Annotated in this window: 15 protein-coding genes and 3 pseudogenes; 11 read left to right on the top strand and 7 right to left on the bottom strand. The window is 70.2% G+C overall.

Annotated elements, in window-relative coordinates:
• Positions 1-104: 104 nt before the first annotated feature.
• On the bottom strand, positions 105-518 hold the full coding sequence (locus tag ACFY30_RS18830; protein WP_390846279.1) for an SgcJ/EcaC family oxidoreductase: 414 nt from the start codon (positions 516-518) through the stop codon (positions 105-107).
• Between the two features lie 175 nt (positions 519-693).
• Here ACFY30_RS18830 and ACFY30_RS18825 point away from each other — a divergent pair, with 175 nt between their 5' ends.
• The 3 genes from ACFY30_RS18825 to ACFY30_RS18815 all read left to right on the top strand — a co-directional run bounded on the left by ACFY30_RS18825 (position 694) and on the right by ACFY30_RS18815 (position 4,833).
• A complete protein-coding gene (locus ACFY30_RS18825; protein WP_390846278.1) occupies positions 694-3,339 on the top strand; it encodes a LuxR C-terminal-related transcriptional regulator in 2,646 nt (881 codons plus the stop codon).
• 142 nt (positions 3,340-3,481) lie between these two features.
• Positions 3,482-3,829: a hypothetical protein gene (locus ACFY30_RS18820; RefSeq protein ID WP_390846277.1), complete on the top strand. Its 348-nt coding sequence runs from the start codon at positions 3,482-3,484 to the stop codon at positions 3,827-3,829.
• 59 nt (positions 3,830-3,888) lie between these two features.
• Positions 3,889-4,833 (top strand): Crystal protein ET79, encoded by a 945-nt coding sequence (locus tag ACFY30_RS18815; protein ID WP_390846276.1) that lies wholly within the window; start codon positions 3,889-3,891, stop codon positions 4,831-4,833.
• A 78-nt stretch (positions 4,834-4,911) separates the two neighbouring features.
• On the opposite strand, the gene ACFY30_RS18810 is transcribed toward ACFY30_RS18815, so the two are convergent.
• Positions 4,912-5,559, bottom strand: coding sequence for a dihydrofolate reductase family protein (locus ACFY30_RS18810; RefSeq protein ID WP_390846504.1), 648 nt, complete (start codon positions 5,557-5,559; stop codon positions 4,912-4,914).
• 728 nt (positions 5,560-6,287) lie between these two features.
• On the opposite strand from ACFY30_RS18810, the gene ACFY30_RS18805 reads away from it, so the two are divergent.
• Positions 6,288-8,549: a fibronectin type III domain-containing protein gene (locus ACFY30_RS18805; protein WP_390846275.1), complete on the top strand. Its 2,262-nt coding sequence runs from the start codon at positions 6,288-6,290 to the stop codon at positions 8,547-8,549.
• A 4-nt stretch (positions 8,550-8,553) separates the two neighbouring features.
• The gene (locus ACFY30_RS18800) at positions 8,554-8,976 is read left to right on the top strand and encodes a hypothetical protein (protein ID WP_390846274.1); all 423 of its coding nucleotides are present in this window, start codon (positions 8,554-8,556) and stop codon (positions 8,974-8,976) included.
• Positions 8,977-9,726: 750 nt separating this feature from the next.
• On the opposite strand, the gene ACFY30_RS18795 is transcribed toward ACFY30_RS18800, so the two are convergent.
• A complete protein-coding gene (locus ACFY30_RS18795; protein ID WP_390846273.1) occupies positions 9,727-10,581 on the bottom strand; it encodes a hypothetical protein in 855 nt (284 codons plus the stop codon).
• A gap of 268 nt (positions 10,582-10,849) precedes the next feature.
• Between ACFY30_RS18795 and ACFY30_RS18790 the strand changes: the two are divergent.
• Positions 10,850-11,004: pseudogene (locus ACFY30_RS18790) on the top strand (IS982 family transposase); the annotation flags it as partial.
• A gap of 397 nt (positions 11,005-11,401) precedes the next feature.
• On the opposite strand, the gene ACFY30_RS18785 reads toward ACFY30_RS18790, so the two are convergent.
• Positions 11,402-11,962, bottom strand: a complete 561-nt coding sequence (locus ACFY30_RS18785; protein ID WP_390846272.1) for a TetR/AcrR family transcriptional regulator — start codon at positions 11,960-11,962, stop codon at positions 11,402-11,404.
• A 119-nt stretch (positions 11,963-12,081) separates the two neighbouring features.
• Between ACFY30_RS18785 and ACFY30_RS18780 the strand changes: the two genes are divergently transcribed.
• Positions 12,082-12,768, top strand: a complete 687-nt coding sequence (locus ACFY30_RS18780; RefSeq protein WP_390846271.1) for an SDR family oxidoreductase — start codon at positions 12,082-12,084, stop codon at positions 12,766-12,768.
• Positions 12,769-12,896: 128 nt separating this feature from the next.
• Positions 12,897-13,901: an NADP-dependent oxidoreductase gene (locus tag ACFY30_RS18775; protein ID WP_390846270.1), complete on the top strand. Its 1,005-nt coding sequence runs from the start codon at positions 12,897-12,899 to the stop codon at positions 13,899-13,901.
• 419 nt (positions 13,902-14,320) lie between these two features.
• On the opposite strand, the pseudogene ACFY30_RS18770 reads toward ACFY30_RS18775, so the two are convergent.
• Positions 14,321-14,927, bottom strand: a pseudogene (locus ACFY30_RS18770) (dihydrofolate reductase family protein).
• A gap of 387 nt (positions 14,928-15,314) precedes the next feature.
• Here ACFY30_RS18770 and ACFY30_RS18765 point away from each other — a divergent pair.
• Both ACFY30_RS18765 and ACFY30_RS18760 read left to right on the top strand, forming a co-directional pair.
• Positions 15,315-15,470, top strand: coding sequence for a hypothetical protein (locus ACFY30_RS18765; RefSeq protein ID WP_390846269.1), 156 nt, complete (start codon positions 15,315-15,317; stop codon positions 15,468-15,470).
• Positions 15,471-15,700: 230 nt separating this feature from the next.
• Positions 15,701-15,886: pseudogene (locus tag ACFY30_RS18760) on the top strand (IS5/IS1182 family transposase); the annotation flags it as partial.
• Here ACFY30_RS18760 and ACFY30_RS18755 read toward each other — a convergent pair.
• Positions 15,855-16,682, bottom strand: coding sequence for an SAM-dependent methyltransferase (locus tag ACFY30_RS18755; RefSeq protein WP_390846268.1), 828 nt, complete (start codon positions 16,680-16,682; stop codon positions 15,855-15,857). The pseudogene ACFY30_RS18760 and the gene ACFY30_RS18755 sit on opposite strands and share 32 nt — an antisense overlap.
• Positions 16,683-17,192: 510 nt before the next feature.
• Positions 17,193-17,864 carry a TetR/AcrR family transcriptional regulator gene (locus tag ACFY30_RS18750; protein WP_390846267.1) on the bottom strand — a complete coding sequence of 224 codons (672 nt, stop codon included), beginning with the start codon at positions 17,862-17,864 and terminating at the stop codon, positions 17,193-17,195.
• A gap of 154 nt (positions 17,865-18,018) precedes the next feature.
• Here ACFY30_RS18750 and ACFY30_RS18745 point away from each other — a divergent pair, with 154 nt between their 5' ends.
• A complete protein-coding gene (locus tag ACFY30_RS18745; protein WP_390846266.1) occupies positions 18,019-18,972 on the top strand; it encodes a fumarylacetoacetate hydrolase family protein in 954 nt (317 codons plus the stop codon).
• The last annotated feature ends 11 nt before the right edge of the window (positions 18,973-18,983 follow it).

Here is an 18,983-nt window from a genome sequence, read left to right as displayed (position 1 = left end):
CCGTCGTCGACTGCCAGGCCGCCGGCGTCGGTGCGCTCGGAGCCGATGTGCTCCGAGCGTACGTCCGCGACGGCGACGGCCTCGGGAGAGTGCGCCCAGTTGGATCAGTCGGCGACGACGCCCGTGTTCTGGCAGGCGGTCAGCAGCCAGCGAGCGTCGTCCTGCTTGCTCATCACGTACAGCGGGGCGCCCTCGCTCTCGTCGGTGCCGCCCAGGTAACGCTGACGCACCTTGACCGCCGCGACGTCGGGGCGGATGAAGAGCACGTGGACCACCTCGTAACTGACCTCGCCGTCCCAGTGGGCCGCGGGGAGCACCTTGCGGGTGAACTCCGAGATCGCGTCGAGGCCGATGAGCACCTTCCCGTGAGCCGTCGTCCAGACCGCGTCGGGGTGGAAGAGCGCGAGGAATTCGTCGGGGTCCTTGTGCTGCTGGGAGTGCTCGACGGTGGCAACGACCTGCTTGATGGCTTCGATGTCGGCGGCGTACGCCGTGGATTCCGCGTTCATGTGGAACATGGTGCAACCTCAAGCCCGGTTGAGATCAAGGTGGTCACCGGTTCAGGGAATCGACGGTGCGCAGTGCCCCGACCGGAAATCTGACCGATAGTCGACAGCTCCTCACTCTCCGGAATGCCATCTACCTGTGCAGGGAAGATCGGTGCGCCGCAGGAGGGAACGAGTGGGGAACCCGATGGTCGAACGGGATGAGGCAGGCGCCCTCGCGGCGCACGCGGAGGCGTCCGCGCGGGCCGGCACCGGGCGGTGGCTGTTGGTCAGGGCGCTGCCCGGAATGGGGCGTACCGCACTGCTTGACGAAGTGGTCGGGCAGGAGTCGGTGCGTGGAACGATGGCCGTCCGGCAGGCGCGCGGTTCGCGCGAGGAGGGGGCGTTCCCGTTCGCCCTGTTGCGCCAGCTCTTTCCAGTGACGGAAGAGGACATACCCTTCGCCTGCGAATCCTCCGTCGACGAACAGCGGACCTTTCACCGCCTCCTTGACGCAGTCGCCCGGGACGCCCACCGAAAGCCCCTGCTACTGGCCGTCGACGACGTGCACGAGGCCGACACACCGTCGAAGCGCTGGCTCGGCTATCTGGCCCGTCGGCTCGTGGGACTGCCGGTGTTCCTCCTGCTGACCGCGAGCGCCGACGGGCTCGTCGGCCCGCTGCCCGAGGCTGCCGGCGGCACGGTGCACCTGGACCCGCTCAGCCCGGCCGCCGTCCGCCGGCTCGCCGGCAGCGTCGCGCAGGCGGCGCACGGCAACCCGGCCCTCGTCCATGCCCTCCTCGCCGACGCGGCGGGTGGGCCCGAACCGGGCCGCTACGGCCGGACGATCGAGAACTGGGTCCGATCCGGTGCCGGCCCGGTCGTCCGCGCCCTCATCCTCGCCCTGGCCGTCGCCGCACAGCACTGCCCGCATCCCCGCGCCATGATGCGCGAAGTCGCAGCGCTGGGTCCGGAGTTCCGCACCCTGCCGCCGGGCGCCGACCACCTCGCGCGGATCCTGTCCGAGCCGCCGGCCCGCGAGGCCGCCCTCGGCGCCGCCCACCCGGCCGAACTCGCGGTGCTCCGCCGCCGAATGGCGCGCAGGCTCGACGAGAGCGGCGCGTCCGCGGCGACCGTCGCCGCCCACCTCGTGCACCTCGACCCGCTCGCAGAGCAGTGGATGACGCAGTCCCTGGAGGACGCCGCCGAGGAGGCGCTCCGCGAGGGCCGGACGGCGGAGGCCATCGCCTTCCTGCGCCACGCGCTCACCGGCCCCCTTCCGGTGGGCCGCCGCGCCGACATCACCCTGCGCCTGGGCGGCCTCGAGTTGCGCCACAACGCCGACGCGGGCGTCCGCCGCCTGCGCGCCGCCCTGGAATTGCACGCCGACCCGGGCAACCGCGCCGCTGTCGCATCGGCCCTCGGCACGGCCCTGGCCGCACAGGGACGGACGGAGAGCGCGCTGAAGGTCCTGCATCGCGAGAACCGGACGGCGGACGACGCCCGGTGCGCCGACGCGCTCCGCTCGGTCACCGCCCTCATCGCCTCGCACGACGCCGTCGCCTGGCGCGACGCGGTCGCCGGGATGCGGGAGTCGGTGGCCACCGCGCCCGCCGCGACCGAACCGCTGATGCGCGCGCTGGTCGCCGAGTACGACGCCGGGGCGGGCCGGCTGTCCGCCGCCGCGGTGCTCGACCTGGTGCTGCCGCGGCTCGCGTCACCGGAGCCGGTCGACCCGAGGATCCGCACCGCCTGGCTCGGCAGCGCGGCCACCCTGCTCCAGTGGGCCGACCGGCTCGCCGACGCCCGCGCCCTCGCCGACGCGTGCCTGCCCGCACTGCCCGCGCTGCCCGACCCGGCCGACGCCGGCCATCAGTGCCTGGTCAGCGTGCGGGCCGAAGCCGCCCTGATGGCCGGTGACTTCGGCCGTGTACTCGCCGAGAACGCCCCGCTGCTGGACGCCTGCACGGAACGCGGCATCCGCCTGACCCACCTCACGGCCATGGTGGCCCGTGCCCGGTATGAGCTCGGCGAGCGCGAGGCGGCCTGGCGACTCCTGGGGCGCGGGGGAGAGGAGAACCCGGACAGTTCCTGGGAATGGAACGAACTCCACTACGCCCGAGGTGTCCTGCACGCGTACGAGGGCGACCACCGGGCGGCGCTCGACGCCTTCCTGGCCTGCGGGGCCGGTCAGGACGCCCGCGACTTCGTCAGCCCGGTGGCCACGCCGTGGCGCTCCGGTGCGGCCCTGGCGCTGGCGCGGCTGGGCCGGCCGGTGGAGGGCCGAGCGCTCGCGGACGAGGAACTGGCGCACGCCCGCACCTGGGGCACCCCGCGCACGGTCGGCCGGGCGCTGCGGGCCCGTGCCGCCGTGGTCGGCAGCCGGCAGGCGCTGGAGTCGCTGACCGAATCGGTGGCGTTGCTCCGGACGGCGCCCGCGCCCGTCGAGCTGATCGAGTCGCTGCTGGATCTGGGCCGGGCGCGGATCCTGGTCGGCAACCGCCGCAAGGGAGGCGCCGATCTCCGCGAGGCGTACGACCTGGCGGTCCGGCTACTGGCCCGGTCCACCACCGGTCAGGGCAGAGTGGTCGTCGAGGCCCGGGACGCCGTCGCCGTCCACGCCACCCGCCGAACGTGCCGGGCGGCGACCGCGGAGGGCGACAGCCCGCTCAGCCCGTCCGAGCGGCGGATCGTCGACCTCGCCGTCCAGGGCCGGACGAACATGCAGATCTGTGCCGAACTCCACCTCTCCCGCCGCACGGTGGAAACCCACCTCACCCACGCCTACCGCAAACTCGGCGTCACCCGCCGCACCCAACTCCTGGCCAGGCTCACGGAGATCGGGACGTCCTGAGTCACGAACGCGCACGGCCCCCGGACGGCTCGTGGTTTTCCACGATGCCCGCCGTTCCGCCGGCCCGGCAGGGTGATGCGTGCCCGGTGCACTGCACATCGCACATCCACCCTCCGCCGGGCCGGATGAGAAAGGCACGGAGATGCCCGTTCCCGCCCACCACACCGTCCGACGCCTCCTCGGCGCCGCCGGCCTCGCCGTCGTGGCGGCCGTCGTGACGGCCGGGGCCGTCGCCCCGCCCGCCACCGCCGCGGCCGCGCCCGCGGTTCACGCCGCGTCCCCGCACCCGAGCCGTGCGGCGGCCGCGCCGCAGGCCCCCGCGGCCGCGCCTCGGACCGCCGCCGACTTCCGCCACTGGGGCGGCTCGTACTCCGACAGGGCGTCGGCCGAGGCGGCCGGTGCCCTGCTGATGCTCGCCGGCACCGCCGCGGCGTACGTGGTCGAGTACGTCCAGGCCCAGGGACCCGACTGGGTCCTCTGGTACTGGTAGGCCGCGAGCGCCGCGTGATCCCGCCCGTCGTCCCTCCCGACCGAAAGGTGACTGTCCTGATGAGCACGAAGCGCCCGCCCCGAACCTCCGCCGCCGGCACGCCCCGCGCGGTGGCCACGGCCCTGTCGACCGCCGCCCTGGTGATCGGCGGCCTCATCGCGGCAATCCCGTCCGCGCACGCCGCCGAACCCGCCCCGGCGGCGGCCACCCCCTCCTCCGCGTCCGCGGGGCAGGACACGGCCCAGCCCGCCGCGCCCCTGTCCGCCGCGCGCAGCACCGGTGTGACGGTGAACAACTACAGCGGTAGCGGCATGCAGCGGGTCTGGGCCGGCCTCGCCCACGGGTGCTGGACCGACGGTCAGCTGCCGACCGACTATCTGCCCAGCGGCAAGTCCACCGCGTGGGGCAGTCAGTCCTGCGGCTTCATGACCGGCACCGAGGGCGACGCCGACTTCGCGGTCGACGGCGGGCAGGTCAAGATCCACTGGAACAATCCGTGGGCGGGCTCCAACAGCTACTCCTGCACCGTCCCGGACGGCTACGCGTGCTCGCGCAGCGGCGGCAGCGGCAACAACGCCAACGTCACCTTCACGATCACGGGCGGCCACCAGCGCCTGAAGGCCCTGACGAAGGCTCACAGCCCGGCCGCCGTCCAGGCCGCGCGCAGCACGTATGTCACCCTCAACAACAACACCGGCGGCCTGCTCGGTCGCACCTACGACCGCCTCGACGGGGGCATCTGGACCGACAACCAGCTGCCCCCGGGCAACATCCCGCCGGGCCGCAGCGGTTCCTGGCAGAGCGAGTCGGACGGCTTCATGACCGGCACCGAGGGCGAGGTTCAGTACCTCCTCGCCGGGGCCGGCTACGTGACCGTGCACTGGAACAACCCGTACGTGGGCTCGAACAGCTACTCCTGCACCGTACCCGCGCACTACACCTGCTCGCGCACCGGTGGCGGCGGCGACAACGCGACGGTGGCGTTCACCGTCTCCCACGAGTGACACCTTCCGCGAAACGGGGGCCCGGCACCCGCCGGGCCCCCTTTCGTACGCGCTCGGGTTGCCGCGTTGCCTCTCTGGTCATCTGCGCCAGAAAAGGTGGTGCGTCACGCCGCTCGGGCTGGGCACGACCTCCATGTGGAACCGGTCCAGCAGCTCTTCCGGCGCGTCCCAGAGGCGCAGCCCGGACCCGAGCTTCACCGGCGCGACGGCCACGTGCAGGGTGTCGACGAGGTCGGCGTCGAGGAACTCCCGGACGGTGGTCACGCCGCCGCCGAGCCGCACGTCCTTGCCCTGCGCCGCCTCCCGCGCCTGCGCGAGAACGGTGGCGGGGTCGCCGTCCACGAAGTGGAACGTGGTGTCGGAGAGCGTGAACGACGGACGCTTGTGGTGGGTCAGGACGAAGACCGGCGTGTGGAAGGGCGGCTCGTCACCCCACCAGCCGCGCCACTCGTGGTCGCGCCACGGGCCGCGCTGGGGTCCGAACTTGTTGCGGCCCATGATCTCGGCGCCGATGTTGTGGCTGAAGTCCCGGGTGAAGTAGTCGTCGAGGCCCCTGCTTCCCCCGGGCTCGGTGCGGTTGGGCCAGCTCGCCGTGGCGCCGGCCCAGGCGAAGAGCCTGCCCGGATCGATGTGGTGGCCGAAGGGCCGCTCCAGGCTCTGGTCCTCGCCCGCGGCGACGCCGTCGCTGGAGATGGTGAAGTTCTGCACGCGCAGCAGTTGATCCATGTGTTTCCTCATCAGTCCCGGTCGCCTCCTCGTGCGGAGACGCGTCCTGCATGAGGATGTCGAACGGGACGTGGCTGGATCGACAACGGCGCCCAAGTTCATCCACGGCGTGCCCCGCGCGACCGTTCACTTGAGCCGTTCGGCGGCATCCCGCTGCCCACCGGCGCCGCGCCGATTCACCGAGAGGCGCGCCGACGGCTTGCCCCCGCGAGGCAGCCCCCTGCCGCAGCGCTGGTCACGCGGGCGGCGTGGCGGGCCGACGCGCCGACCGCCCGGATCCGTCGGCGCCCTCCAGTCGATTCTCCTCATGCACGGCACGACGAGAACTGGCTCGTCACTGCTGCGGGACAGGCGGTGCGCGATGATCCCTGCCGAGTAGCGGTGACTCCTGTACGAAGGCGACTCACCCGACACGAACCCTCCCCGAGGAGACCCACGCAAAGATCATTCCGGGCCAATGTGACAACGCTCCGGGCCCCAACGCGCAACAGAGTGACCCACACATGCGACAGGGGAGTCATTTCCTGAGCAATAGCGAAACTTGACGCACGGTCACCTGATGCGACGTGTTACGACTTTCCCGGGGGTAGTGCGGGCGCCGCGGGGGAAGTTCGATGACAAGTGCGAATAATGTCCACGTACACGGAGATGTCGACGGGCAGGTTGTCGTCGGCAGTCGGAATGTCGTCCAGACCGTCGTCGTCAACGCGGCACGGGGCTCCTCCGTCATGGTGCGCCCCGAAGGGCCCCCGCAGGTCGAGCGGCGCGATCGGCCCGTGGGCCGGGCCCTGCCCCGCCGTATTCCCGCACTGCTCGGGCGCGAGCACGAAGTGGCCCGGTTCGACGACTGGTTGTCTGAAGGACACCCGGTGCAGGTGTACGGGCCGCCGGGAGTCGGCAAGTCCGCGCTGCTGCGGCGTGTGGCGGCGGACCGCGCCGCGAGACCCGGCGGCGGCGATGTGATCTACCTTCCGGCCACCGGCCTGCCCGTTGAGGATGTCGTCCAGGATCTCTTCCACGCCTGTTTCGAGACCGAGGGTTACAAGCCCGACCACGCCAGAGTGCGGCGGTTGATGGGGGCGGTCCGTGCCCTCCTCGTCGTCGATGACTTCCAGGGCGCCCCCGAAGATCTGGCCGCCCTCGTCGATGCCGCTCCCGGCTGCGAGGTGGTGGTGGCCTGTGCCGAGCACATCGCCTGGGACGGGGCGAGAGCGTTGCGCCTCAACGGGCTCGCCGAAGAGCACGCACTCGCGCTCTTCGCGCGGGAACTCGGCCGACCGCTGCGCGGCGGTGAACCGGACGCGGCCAGAGGTTTGATCACCACCGTACGGGGTCACCCCCTGACGCTCGTCCAGGCCGCCGGCGCCATTGCCGCTCTCGAACGCGGCGAAGCGGCGGCCAGGCCGGACACGGGTGAAGAGCCCCAATCCGGGGCGGGTCCCGCCGGCACCGGCTTTGACGTGCACGAGTCGACGCTCGCGGTCGGGCTCGCCGGCCGACTGAGTGACGAAGCGGGCAAGCTCCTGCGTCTCCTTCGCGCCTTCGAGCCGTTCTCCCTCTCCCCGGCCCTGCTCACGGCGCTCGCAGGCGGCATGGACCGCGCCGCCGTCACGGAGCTGGAGTCGCTGGCCCTGGTCGCGTGTGACAGCACCGGCTACCGCGTCGTGGGACGGTTCGCCGAGCTGGTCGCTGAGCGGTCCGGGACTGTGCGCGGTGCGGCGGAATTCGCGAGGCCGCTGACGGACTGGATACAGACCACCGCCGCCCGGCGCGATGTGGCCGGCGAAGCCGCCGTGATCTGCCACGTCCTCACGGCGGCGGCCCGGGTGGGCGACCACGTGGCCGTGCGGGACCTGGCGCGGGCCGTGGCGCCGGTGTTCGCCCGTACGCTGCGCTGGGGTGCCTGGCGGCAAGTACTGGAGTCCGGCCTGGAAGCGGCCCGTGCGCTGGGATCGGCCGATGATGAGGCCTACTTCTTACGCGAAGAGCAGGTTCGCAGGCGCGGTCTGGGGCTGGCGGCCGGGGTGACGGCCGGCGTCACCGCCGGGGCGGCGGCGGTGCTCGGCCACGGTGCTCTGCACGGCGCCACGGCGAAATCGGGCGTGGCCGCGTCGGGGGCCGCCAAATCGGGCGTGGCCACGATCGCCACCAGCCCCACGGCGATCGGCGTCGGGGTGGCGGCCCTGGTGGCCGGAGGCATCTTCACAGCGGGCCTCACAGGCGGCGGCGGTGAGCAGCCGGCGGCCGCGCCGGCTGCGTCGTACCAGGCGACGGCCTTCCCTCCGACTCAGTCAGCCCCCTCCGTGGGACACAGACCGTCTCCATCCCGGTCCCGCGAGACGACGGACAATGTCTCCGGGCCCCCCTCGAAGGGGCCCGAAGACAGCCCCAGGACGTGCACGGCCGTTTCGATGGGGCCCGAGACGTTCGGCCCGTTGGCGGCCGGGAAAGAGGAAACCCGCCACATGGAATTCGCCGTGTTCTCGGGCTGCGGCGACAAGAACACTCTGGCCGTCGACGACACGACCAACTGGAGAGTGAAGCCGACTTCCTGCCCGCCTCCGGACCAGTCCGGGGCCTGCGCATTCGATGTGGTCTTCACACCTCAGGATCCGGGCCAGACATACACCGCACGGGTCACCATGCTCGACGACTCACGGCGCGAATCCATGACGCTGCAGGTGACCGGAACCTCCGCCGAAGCCCCTCCCGGCGCACCCACCGATGTCGGTTCCTTCCCTGCGGACACGACCTCCATATTCGTCTCCTGGGGGTATGTCCCCGGCAATCCGACCGAGATCGAGATCAACAACGGTGAGACCTCGCAGACGGTTCCCGGCGGCCGGAACACATACACCTGGGAGGGCCTGGCCCCGGGCACCCACATGTGCTTCAGAGTCCGCGCCGTCAACAGTGCCGGAGCCTCGGACTGGGCCCCGGTCGAATCCCCGTACTACACGTGTGCCACGACACCCTCGAACGGTGGTTGAAGACATGACCGACAGCCAAGGCGACCGCTACGACGTGCGCGCTCACGACGTCTCCGGACAACTCGTCGTCGGCCGCGACAACACCGTCACCCGCCTCGAGGTGGCTCAGTCCGCGACCATCCCGGTCACCGAACGCGAACTGGCCGAACTGCGCGCCGAGTTCGCTCGCGTGCGCGCGCTCGTCCCGCAGGACGCCCCGGACGCGGACCGGGCGCTGGACCTGCTCGACGAACTGGAGGAGTCCGCCACCGCCCCCGACACCGACGGTCTGTCCACGATGGCGTACGTCCGTCGCTGGTTCAGCCGCCACCTGCCCGCGCTCACGGAAGCAGTGGCGGGACTGGTGGTCCACCCGGTGGTGATCCACTTGGTGGAGGTGGCAGGCGGCGCCGTGGCCGACGAATTCCATCAACGCTTCGGCGCCTGACCCGCCTGCTGAGCGCTTCCCGCGTTCCGCCCTCCGTCGACGAGACCTCCTCACAGGGAGTCGTCCGGGGAGTAGCGGCAGTGGGGGCCCGGCAGGTCAAGACGCTCGATCAACTACTCGCTCCTTGGCGCACCTGACGGGGCCGCAGCGTGCGGCAGCGGGTCCAAGACCCGAATGCGACGACAGGCGTGGAGACGACCTTCTCTGCTGACCGCGATACAGCGTCGATGCCTGGTCGTTCATCTCGGATTGGAAGACCGGGGCCAGTGGCGCTCGGCGGTGCCTGCGAACGCCGGTGTGTCGGCTGCGCCGCGCGCAACGGGCGCCCACGTCATGGACGTCGACGGCCGTCGGATTCGGAGGACTCATCCCACGGACCCGCCCCCACCGGCACGCCACGGCGGCCCGGCTTCGGTCCATCAGCGGCCAGTCGGGTTGTCCCCGCTGAGGGTGAGGGTGGCGAGCAGGGGGCACCCCCTGACGCCCCGCTCGTCGTAGGCGATGCAGCGATCACCGACTCCGCGATCTCGGCCACGCCCACGTGTACCTCCAGCGCCGACAAGTCCGCCACCTGCCTGTCGCTGCAACCAGTACCGAGCCTGAACGCGGCCGCCGAATCCTCGAACGGCCCCCACCACTTGCCCGACCGGTCGCCGCTCTCTGGGAGGTAGTCCAGCAGGCGAACCAAGCGCTTCATCGCCTCACTTCGCCGCCGCCGCGGCGATGGGCGTCATGGCCGTCCCTCCATGGTCATTCGCGCGGCTCGCGGTGAGCGTCTGTCCGACGGCGGGGCCGAGGGCTCCTCACCGCATGGGGCCGCGTGCGTGGGCGGCCCAGGCGTGAATGGCCCTCGCGCGCCGACCGTGCCCCCGGTCGGCGACCGACGCCGCGCACGCGCTCAGTGGTGCCCGCAGCCTCATCCGCGTCGACGCCAGGAAGCCCCCGGCGGATCACCATGACGACCGCGGCAACGATGGCACTCACTGACACGGCGAGCCCGCCGAGACCGGTGACCGCGCCGCTCACCCACTGCCACAGGTCCTTGGCCCAGGAGAACCAACTGTCGTCCCGGGGAGGTGCTGCCACGTCGACGCGTGACGTCACCGGCGGCTTCTCGATCAGCACGGTGTTGCTCTCGCGGAAGTAGGCCGTCACAGTGAGAGCAACGCTGACCTTCCCGGCACGCTGGGCGCTCACATCCCACATCCAGGTTGCCTTGTCCTTCTTGGAAAGGACGTTCTGGCGCTCCGACGACAGCGGGGAGCACCGCACTCCGTCGCCCGAACAATGCAGCTTCACCCCGATCTGCGCACCCGCACTGACCGGGGCCTGCGTTTGACCAGGCTTCGCCCGGCGCCAGCTGCCCAGGACGTCGACACGGAACGAGCGAGGTTCCCCGCCTGCCACAAGCCCTAGAGATCTGGCGTCCGTGTAGACAAGTTGGCCTTCGAAGAGTTGCTGGCGGGCTTGGCCGATCTCTTCGTTGTAGGTCCTCTGATTCCCTGGCCCGTCGTCACCGAGATTCAGGGTTGCGAACAGCCCGGAGACGAGGGTGATCAGAATCGCAAGCGTTGTCCAGGGGAAGCAGCCGGGGCCACTGGACATGGGGACCGGTGGTGGTGACCACCTTGACCTGTGATCGTGAGTGGGACTGGGCTTCGGCCCGGATAATGCGGCCATGACTCCCTCGCGGATGTCGAATGCTGCGAGATTACCGAACGCTGTCTCTCGCAGGTCGCTCCATGGTCGCCCAACTGCCGCACGAGTCGGTGGGGTTCGGGCATACGCGGTGGCACGGACACTCTGCGGGCAAGGTCTTCCAGCTCACGGCGGCCTCAACGACCTGGTGGCCCCGGCGAAGCGGCCCGGGGCGAAAGGCCGGCTTGATCTGGAGTACACGGCGGCCGAACTCTCGAGGGCATCGCCATTCGGGTGGCCCGGCGTGTCCTGGCGATGGCGGCCGGGATCTGGCACAACAACAAGATCGGCGCACCGGATACCCGATCGCTGGTCGCCTACCGTCACTGATCGCGGCGACCAACTGCCCGCTCACGGACCGGACGACCGCACCAAGGTCCTGACTGAGGTCGGCAGGTTCCTCACCGGGGTCGCCGCCGTGCAGCCCTTCTGGCCGGGTCGGGGAAGTACCCGGGGTGGTCGCGGACAAAGAGCTCGTCGCTCACGGCGACGCGGAACGATCTCCGCGTGCGTCGGTGCCGTAGCGACCACAGCGTGACCGTGGCCGAGAGGCCACAGCCACCTCCCTGAAGCCGTGAAACTCGGGAGACGCAGAGTATTCATCAGGTACGCACTGCTCGCGGCCGATCATGCGTTCGGCGGCGGCGGGGCTCGCTCGGTACCTGGTACTTGGTGGTCTGCGTCGCACGTCCTTCGGCGATTGACCATGTGGCGAGTCAGGTTCCGGTCAATCCGTGGCCGTCAACGCCTCCCGTGCGGTGGTGAGGATCTCCTCGGAGAGCGGGGAGCCCTTGGTGGCCCGGGACAGGACGAGTGCGCCGAGCATGGTGCACAGCCGGGTCATGCCGTTCTGGTCGTCGGTGGCGAGCCAGTCGGCGAAGTCGCCGACGCCCTGGGTGTAGACGCGGCGGGCCTGCTCGCCCACGCCGGCGCGTGCGACGTCGGCGGCGAGCGCGGCGACCGGGCACCCGTCGGCCGGGCTGTCACGGTGCTCGACGGACAGGTAGGCGTCGATCGCTGCCCGCTGGGCGGCGTCGCGCCGTCCGGGGTGCTGGTCGAGCCCGTCCCGGTGGTGCCGGGTGAGTTCGGCGAACGCGTGGGCGGTGGCTTCGTCGACGAGCTCCTCCTTGGAAGCGAACTGCTTGTAGAAGCCGCCGTGCGTCAGGCCGGCCGCCTTCATCAGGTCGGCGACGCTGAGCTGGGTCCCCTGCTCCCGCAGCAGCCGGGAGGCGGTCTCCACGACCCGTCGGCGGTTCTCCTGTGCCTGTGCCTGCGATACGCGGCCCATCGGTCGGTCACCCTCCCAGTTGGATGTCGAGTGAAATCTATTCTAGACTCGCCATTAGATGTCGACTGTAATCTATTTGGGTGGTCGAATGCCTGCCGCCCACGACACAGGGAGTGCTCATGGAACTGAAGGACGCGGTCGCGGTGATCACCGGTGCCAACCGGGGTCTCGGGCGGCATCTGGCCGCCCAGCTCGTGGAGCGCGGGGCCAAGGTGTACGGGGCTGCCCGGCGACCCGAGACGGTGGACGTCCCCGGCGTCATACCCCTGCGGCTCGACGTGACGGACGCGGAGTCGATCCGGGCGGCGGCCCGCGTCGCCGCCGACGCGACGCTGCTGGTCAACAACGCAGGCATCTCCACCGGAACGCCTCTGATCACGGGCAGCCCGGACGCGGTACGCCTGGAGATGGAGGTGAACTTCTTCGGCCCGCTCGCCGTGACGCGGGCTTTCGCCCCGGTCATCGAGTCCAACGGCGGTGGCGGCGTGCTCAACGTGCTGTCGGTCCTGTCCTGGCTGCACCCGGCCGACCTCGGCGCCTACGCCGCGGCGAAGGCCGCGGCATGGGCGCTGACCGGCGCGGCCCGAGAAGAACTGGCGCCCCGCGGCATCACCATGACGGCACTGCACGTCGGGTACATGGACACCGACATGGCCGCCGGCGTTCCCGCCGGCCAGAAGGTTGACCCCGCCCAGGTCGCCGCCCAAGCCCTGTCCGGCATCGAGGCGGGCCTGCCCGAGATTCTCGCCGACGAGACAACCCGGCACGTGAAGCGGAGCCTGGCCGCATCGCCGAACGCAGGATGAGGCGCGCCCGGCCGCATCGGTGTGGAGCGCCATGAACCAGTAGTGAATACCAGAAAGCATCTCGTACCGGAGAAAAACCGGAGCGGGCAGATATTTCGTCCCTGTGTGGACGAGGCACGGAGACGGCGATGAAGACCTACCTGATCGAGAAGTACGGTGACCGGTCCCCAGTGCGCGCCGCCGAAATGTCCGATCCGGAGCCGGGACCCGACGACGTCCTGGTCAAGATCCATGCGGCGAGCGTCAACCCGCTGGACTTCAAGATCCGCGACGGGGCGTTCAAGACGATCCTGCCGTACCGCCTCCCTCTCATCCTCGGCAACGACCTCGCCGGCGTCGTGGTCCAGGTGGGCTCGGCCGTCACCCGGTTCGCGGTGGGCGACGAGGTCTACGCCAGGCCCGCCAAGGACCGCATCGGCACCTTCGCTGAACTCATCGCCGTCCACCAGGACGACCTGGCTCCCAAACCCGCCGCCCTCACCATGGCGCAGGCCGCCTCCCTCCCGCTGGTCGCCCTCACCGCCTGGCAGGCGCTGGTCGAGAGAGCGCGGGTCCAGCCTGGCCAGAAAGTCCTGATTCACGCGGGCTCCGGCGGAGTGGGAACCATCGCCCTCCAACTCGCCAGCCACCTGGGCGCGCACGTAGCCACCACCGCAAGCGCGGCCAACGCCGACCTGGTCAAGGAACTCGGCGCGGACATCGTCATCGACTACCGCACTCAGGACTTCGAGGACGTCCTGGACGGCTACGACGTCGTCCTGGACACCCTCGGCGGCAAGACCCTCGAAAAGTCGGTGCGGGTCCTCAAGCCCGGCGGGAAGGTCATCAGCATCGCCGGGCCGCCCGACGCGGCCTTCGCCCGCGAACTCGGCGCGAACCGGATCCTGCGACTGGCGATGAACGCGCTGAGCTTCCGGACCCGCCGCCGCGCCAAGCGCCGGGGCGTCACCTACTCGTTCCTGTTCATGAGGGCCGACGGCGACCAGCTGCGTGAACTCACCCGTCTCATCGACGCCGGAGCCATTCGCCCCGTCGTCGACCGCGTCTTCCCCTTCGACCAGACCCGTGAAGCCCTGGAGTACGCCGAGCAGGGCCGCGCCAAGGCCGGAAAGGTCGTCGTCGCGATGGGATGAGGCTGAATCCGACCCCCGTCTCCACACGCCCTGCAGGCCCTGGGCGACGGTGATCCAGGCTCCCCATCACCGGGGGAATGGACCATGGGCGCATCGCACGCGCTGCCGAAGCGTCGGGCCGTCGACCCCGCAAACCGCACCCGCGATCGAGAGGCCCGGGAACCCGCCCTGGGCGGACGAAGGACTCCCAGATCCGAGCCCGCAGGGCAGCCACCTGAACGGCGCGCATGAAGGCCGGGGCGACGTGGCGACGTCGTACCGCAACGTCCCGACCCGCACGGTCACCGTTCGCTCGGCTGATCTACTGCTTGCGCGACCTGGACCGGGCGTCCTGACGTTGGCCGTTCGCCCTCTATTGAGTCTTGCTCCGCGCCCGCCGACGCCGGCCGGCGCCGTCCAGACCGGCGGACGGGGCGACGTCACGCAGGGACGCCGAGCGGCGGGTGCTCGAGCACGCGGGGGCTTGTACTCGACCAGCTGGATGCGGCCGTCGAAGGTGCGGTGGTCGATCATCTCGAGGGCAACGTCCGGATAGCCGTCGTAGATGCGTTCTTCGCCCGTGGCGCCGGTGATCACCGGGAACATCACGACCCGGAAACGGTCGACGAGTCCGGCTCGTAGCAGGGACCGGCACAGGCTGAGGCTGCCGATCGTGCTGAGGAGCCCCGAGCCACTCGACTTCATGGCGCGGACTGCCTCGACGGCGTCGTCGCGGACGAGCGTGGAGTTGGCCCACGTCAGTGGCTCCTCGAGTGAGGAGGAGAACACCACCTTGGAAGCTTGAGTGAGCTCGTCGACGGACGCCTCTTCTTCGGGCCTGAACTCGTCTTGGCCATTCGGGACCTCGCCTGCGGCGAAGCCCGACATCAGGCGGTAGGTGTTCGCTCCCATCAGGTAGGTGGCCTCGGGCTGCTCGCCGAGCCATGCGAGGTACTCCGGGCCCTCGAGGCCCCAGAACCCGGGCCATCCCTCTCCCGATGCGTGGCCGTCGAGGGAGGTGATGAAGTCGACGAGAAGCTCCGACATGGCGGTGTCCTTTCCTGGGGGTGTCACGAGTTTGGACCGGCAGGGCACCGCAAACTCATCGGCCGCGCTGTGGAGTAACAAGAAAACCCATGACGCTGCAGCAGATCAGGTCGGCGGAGCGGCACTGCTTCGGAGGGCCCGGAGCCCTACGTGATTGCACTACGCACGCACTCGGGGAATGATCTCCACGCGTGGGGAACGGCGGTTTGAGTTCTGTCAAAGCTTCAGCCCAGCCCACCCGCGAACGGCCCGCGATCGCGGACACTTCGCTTTGCCGCCCTCCTGGAGAGGGGGCCTGGTTCTCGGTGCGGATCATTCGGCGCGGACTGAGCCGGGCGCTCCCCAGATCGTCCTGGCCTCGCTGAGCTGCTTGGTCAATGTCTGGACGTGGGCGAGGGTCTTGTCGCGTTCTTCCTGCAGCCGCTGGTTCTCCGCGGTGAGATCGTCGACACGGGTGCCCAGGTCAGCGGCGCCGATCCGGTGGAGCTGTCGGCCGAGACTGCGGCAAACGGCGTCCTTGGGAAGAGCGAGCCTTCACGGTGAAGGGTGTAGTCGTCAGCTCCGACGACCTTCCGTCCGGGGAACCGGTGGCGTCGCGGCGGCCGGGGTGGGATCAGCGGGGCTGTCTGCTCCCACAGGTCGTCGGGCAGAAGATCGCTGTTCACGCCGGAAGCGTGCCACCAGCAACATGACCCAGGTCCTTACCGGGCTGATCGAGACCGGCGAGTTCACGCGGATCCTTCAACGCCTCGAGGACTGACAGCCCCCCGGCTTACAAACAGCGGAACACCGTCGAGCGGTGCATCAACCGCCTCAAGCAGTGCCGGGGCATCGCCACCCGCTACGAGAAGACCGCCACTTTCTACCTCGCCGGGCTCCATCTGGCAGGCATCTTCACCGCCTGGCGATCCCGTCCGGGGCCCACGTCTAGGCTTTCCGGGCCAGTCCGGCGGCGATGAGGTGTTCCCAGACCGTGAGCTCGCGTCGTTCGCCGCTGTTCCACGCGTTGTCGGGCTCGTCGGGACGCCACAGCGACGCGGGGACGATCCCGGGGTCGAGGATCTCCAGGCCGTTCAGCAGGGAGGCGATTTCTGTGTCGGTGCGCCACCGGCCGCGGCCGAACGTCTGCTGGAGGACCTTTTCGGCCTCCGCGGTCTCCGGGTTGTTGCCGGAGCGGAAGTGGCTGATGAAGAAGTAGCTTCCGGAGGGGACGTGGTCGCGCCAGTAGCGGACGATGCCGGCCGGGTCCTCGTCATCGTTGACGTGGTGGAGGATGGCGCTGAGGATGACGGCGACGGGACGAGTGAAGTCGATGATTTCGAGGATGTCGGGGTGAGTGCGGACGCCTTCGGGGTTGCGCACATCGACCGCGACGACGCGGGTCCGGTCGTTGTTCTCCAGCAATGCGCGGCCGTGGACCAACACTTGGGGGTCGATGTCGACGTAGACGACCCGGGATTCGGGAGCGTGCCGTTGTGCGACATGGTGGACGTTGTCCGCGGTCGGCAGGCCACTGCCCAGGTCGATGAACTGCCGGATGCCGGTGGTCTTCGCGATCTCCCTGACCGCCCGGGTCAGGGCCGCGCGGTTGGCGAAGGCGATGGCCACCGAACCGGGCAGGTCGCGCTTGAACACGTCGCCGACCTCGCGGTCCACGGCGTAGTTGTCCTTGCCGCCGAGCAGGTAGTCGTAGACGCGGGCGATGCTGGGCTTGGTCGGGTCGATGGAGGAGCCTTCGTACGTCATGGCGGCCATTCTTCCCCGCAACGTCGCCTGCGCACCCTCGTTTTGCGGTCCTCAGCTGGTCGGGACGGCGCGAGGGCATGGACGCCTTCCTGGACGAGCTGATCGGCCAGCGTCCCTGTCCCGCCACCCGTGTTCAGCGGCGCACCACCCGCAGCGTGTGCAGGGCAGGGTCCGCCGCGTCCGGGATCAGGACGCCGTGGTCGACGCCGCTGCGCAGGTAGCTCTGCGCTACACCGAACGTCACTCACATCAGGCCGCCATGGCCTCGGTCGGCTCCAAGGGCGACTCGTAGGGCAACGCTCTGGCCGAGGCGTTCAACAGCCTGTTCAAGGCACCGCTGACCCGCTACAAGGGGCCGTGGATCGGCATCAACGACATCGAGATCGCGGTCGACGAGTACATCGACTGCTTCAACCAGCCCCGCCTTCACGGCGAGCTCGGCCATTCAGTCGGCGCGTTTGCCTGCACACCTCCCTCGCCGTCCATGTCAGGCCCGACGCCGGGCCTGGCCTCGCCGCGTCAGGTCGCGGGCAGCGACGGCAGGGGCCGGCTGGCGATCTCCTGTGCTTCGGCGCGAGTCATACCGAACATGCGCAGAAGGCGAGTGGCCAGTTGATCGGAAACACGCTCGGCATCGAGGTCCGGGCGGGTCTCCAGCAGGTGGAGCACCCCGAGCAGGGCACCGCCGACCATGGCCACGGCGGTGTGCGGGTCGTCGATGTCCAGCCGTCCGATGTCGGCGGCGGCCTGCAGGTCCCGCATCGCCCGCGGGGCCAGGCCGCTGTCGGAGGTCAGGTAGGTCATGCCGGTGCGGACGAGGATCCGGGCGATCTGTGTGTGGGTGCGCTGCAGCCGGCCGGTCAGGCGGACGCTGGCGGCGAAGATCTCCGCGGGGTCCTCCAGGTCTCCCGCGACGGATTCCAGGAGGACGCCGTGTTCCTCCAGAGTGAGGGCTACGGCGGCGTCGAACAGCTCGTCCTTGCTGGTGAAGTGGTTGTAGAAGGAGCCGAAGCCGACGTCCGCCGCCTCGGTGATCTCCTGGATGCTCACGTCGGTACGCCCCTGCTCGGCGAGAAACCCCTGCGCGGCGGCGATCAGCGCGGCCCTGGTACGCGCTTTGCGCCGGTCCAGGCGGTTGGGCGCCGGGCTGGGCGTCCGGATGCTGGCCTTGCCCTGTCGATCGATACTCACGCTCCATCTTATCCCATGGATCATTCCTGATGAATACATCACTCCTGATGACTGTTGACGAGGATGTCATCTGGGCTGATTCTCTCATCACCACTGACCGGATTCGCTCGCGGGAGCGGCCCGGTCGACGCCTGTCCAGGACTCAGGAGAGCCGATGAGTATCCAGGTCGTCCGCACGACAGACGGCTGGTGGGTGGAGAGCGGCACGGGCCGGCTGCACCGCGTCGACACCGACGCGCACACCACCGCCGGCCTGTTCGCCGACCGGGCCGCCGTGCAGCAGGCGGCCGCCCGCGCCGCTGCTGACCCCGACGCCGGGCTCTCCGCTGGAGAGGCCGAGCTGCTGTCACCCGTCACCACCCCCTGCCGGGTGGTGGCGCAGATGGTCAACTACCGTTCCCACGCGGTGGACTCCGGATTCGACCCGGACACCGTCCCGCCCGCGTTCTTCCGCAAGGCGTCCGGATCCGTCAGCGGCCCGTACCAGGACATCGTGCGTCCACAACACGTGCGCTTCCTGGACTACGAGGTGGAGCTAGGGCTGGTGATGGGCGCGGACCTGCCGGTCGGCACCGAGGTCACCGACGCCGCCCTGTCCGAGTACGTCTTCGCGCTGGTCGTCGCCGACGACGTCAGCGCCCGCGACCTGCAGCTGCCCAAGACGCAGTTCTACGAGTCCAAGTCGTACCCGACCTTCACTCCGCTTGGGCCCCGGCTGCTCCTGGTCGATGCCGACGATCTGGCCCGCCTGCCGGACCTGCGGCTCACGCTCAAGGTCAACGGGACCACGAGGCAGGACCGCACCACCACGGACATGATCGTCCGACCCGCGCGTGCCCTCACCCTGCTGGCCCGCTTCCAGACGCTGCAGCCCGGTGACGTCCTGCTCACCGGAACGCCCGGCGGCACCGCCCTGAAGTCTCCTGGCAGGCTCCTGACCACGCTCGCCGCCCTGCTGCCCCCGCACAAGCGCTGGGAGAAGTTCTTCGCCCGCCAGCAGGCGAACCCCGACTACCTCAAGGACGGCGACGTCGTCACGGCCCGCATCGCCACCGACGACGGCGCACTCGATCTCGGCGAGCAGCGCACGGTGGTGCGCGCCCGCTGACGGCTCCCGGG

This window comes from Streptomyces sp. NPDC000345, from assembly GCF_042898825.1.
In the GTDB taxonomy this organism is placed as follows: domain Bacteria; phylum Actinomycetota; class Actinomycetes; order Streptomycetales; family Streptomycetaceae; genus Streptomyces.
This window is presented reverse-complemented; position numbering and strand designations above follow the sequence as displayed.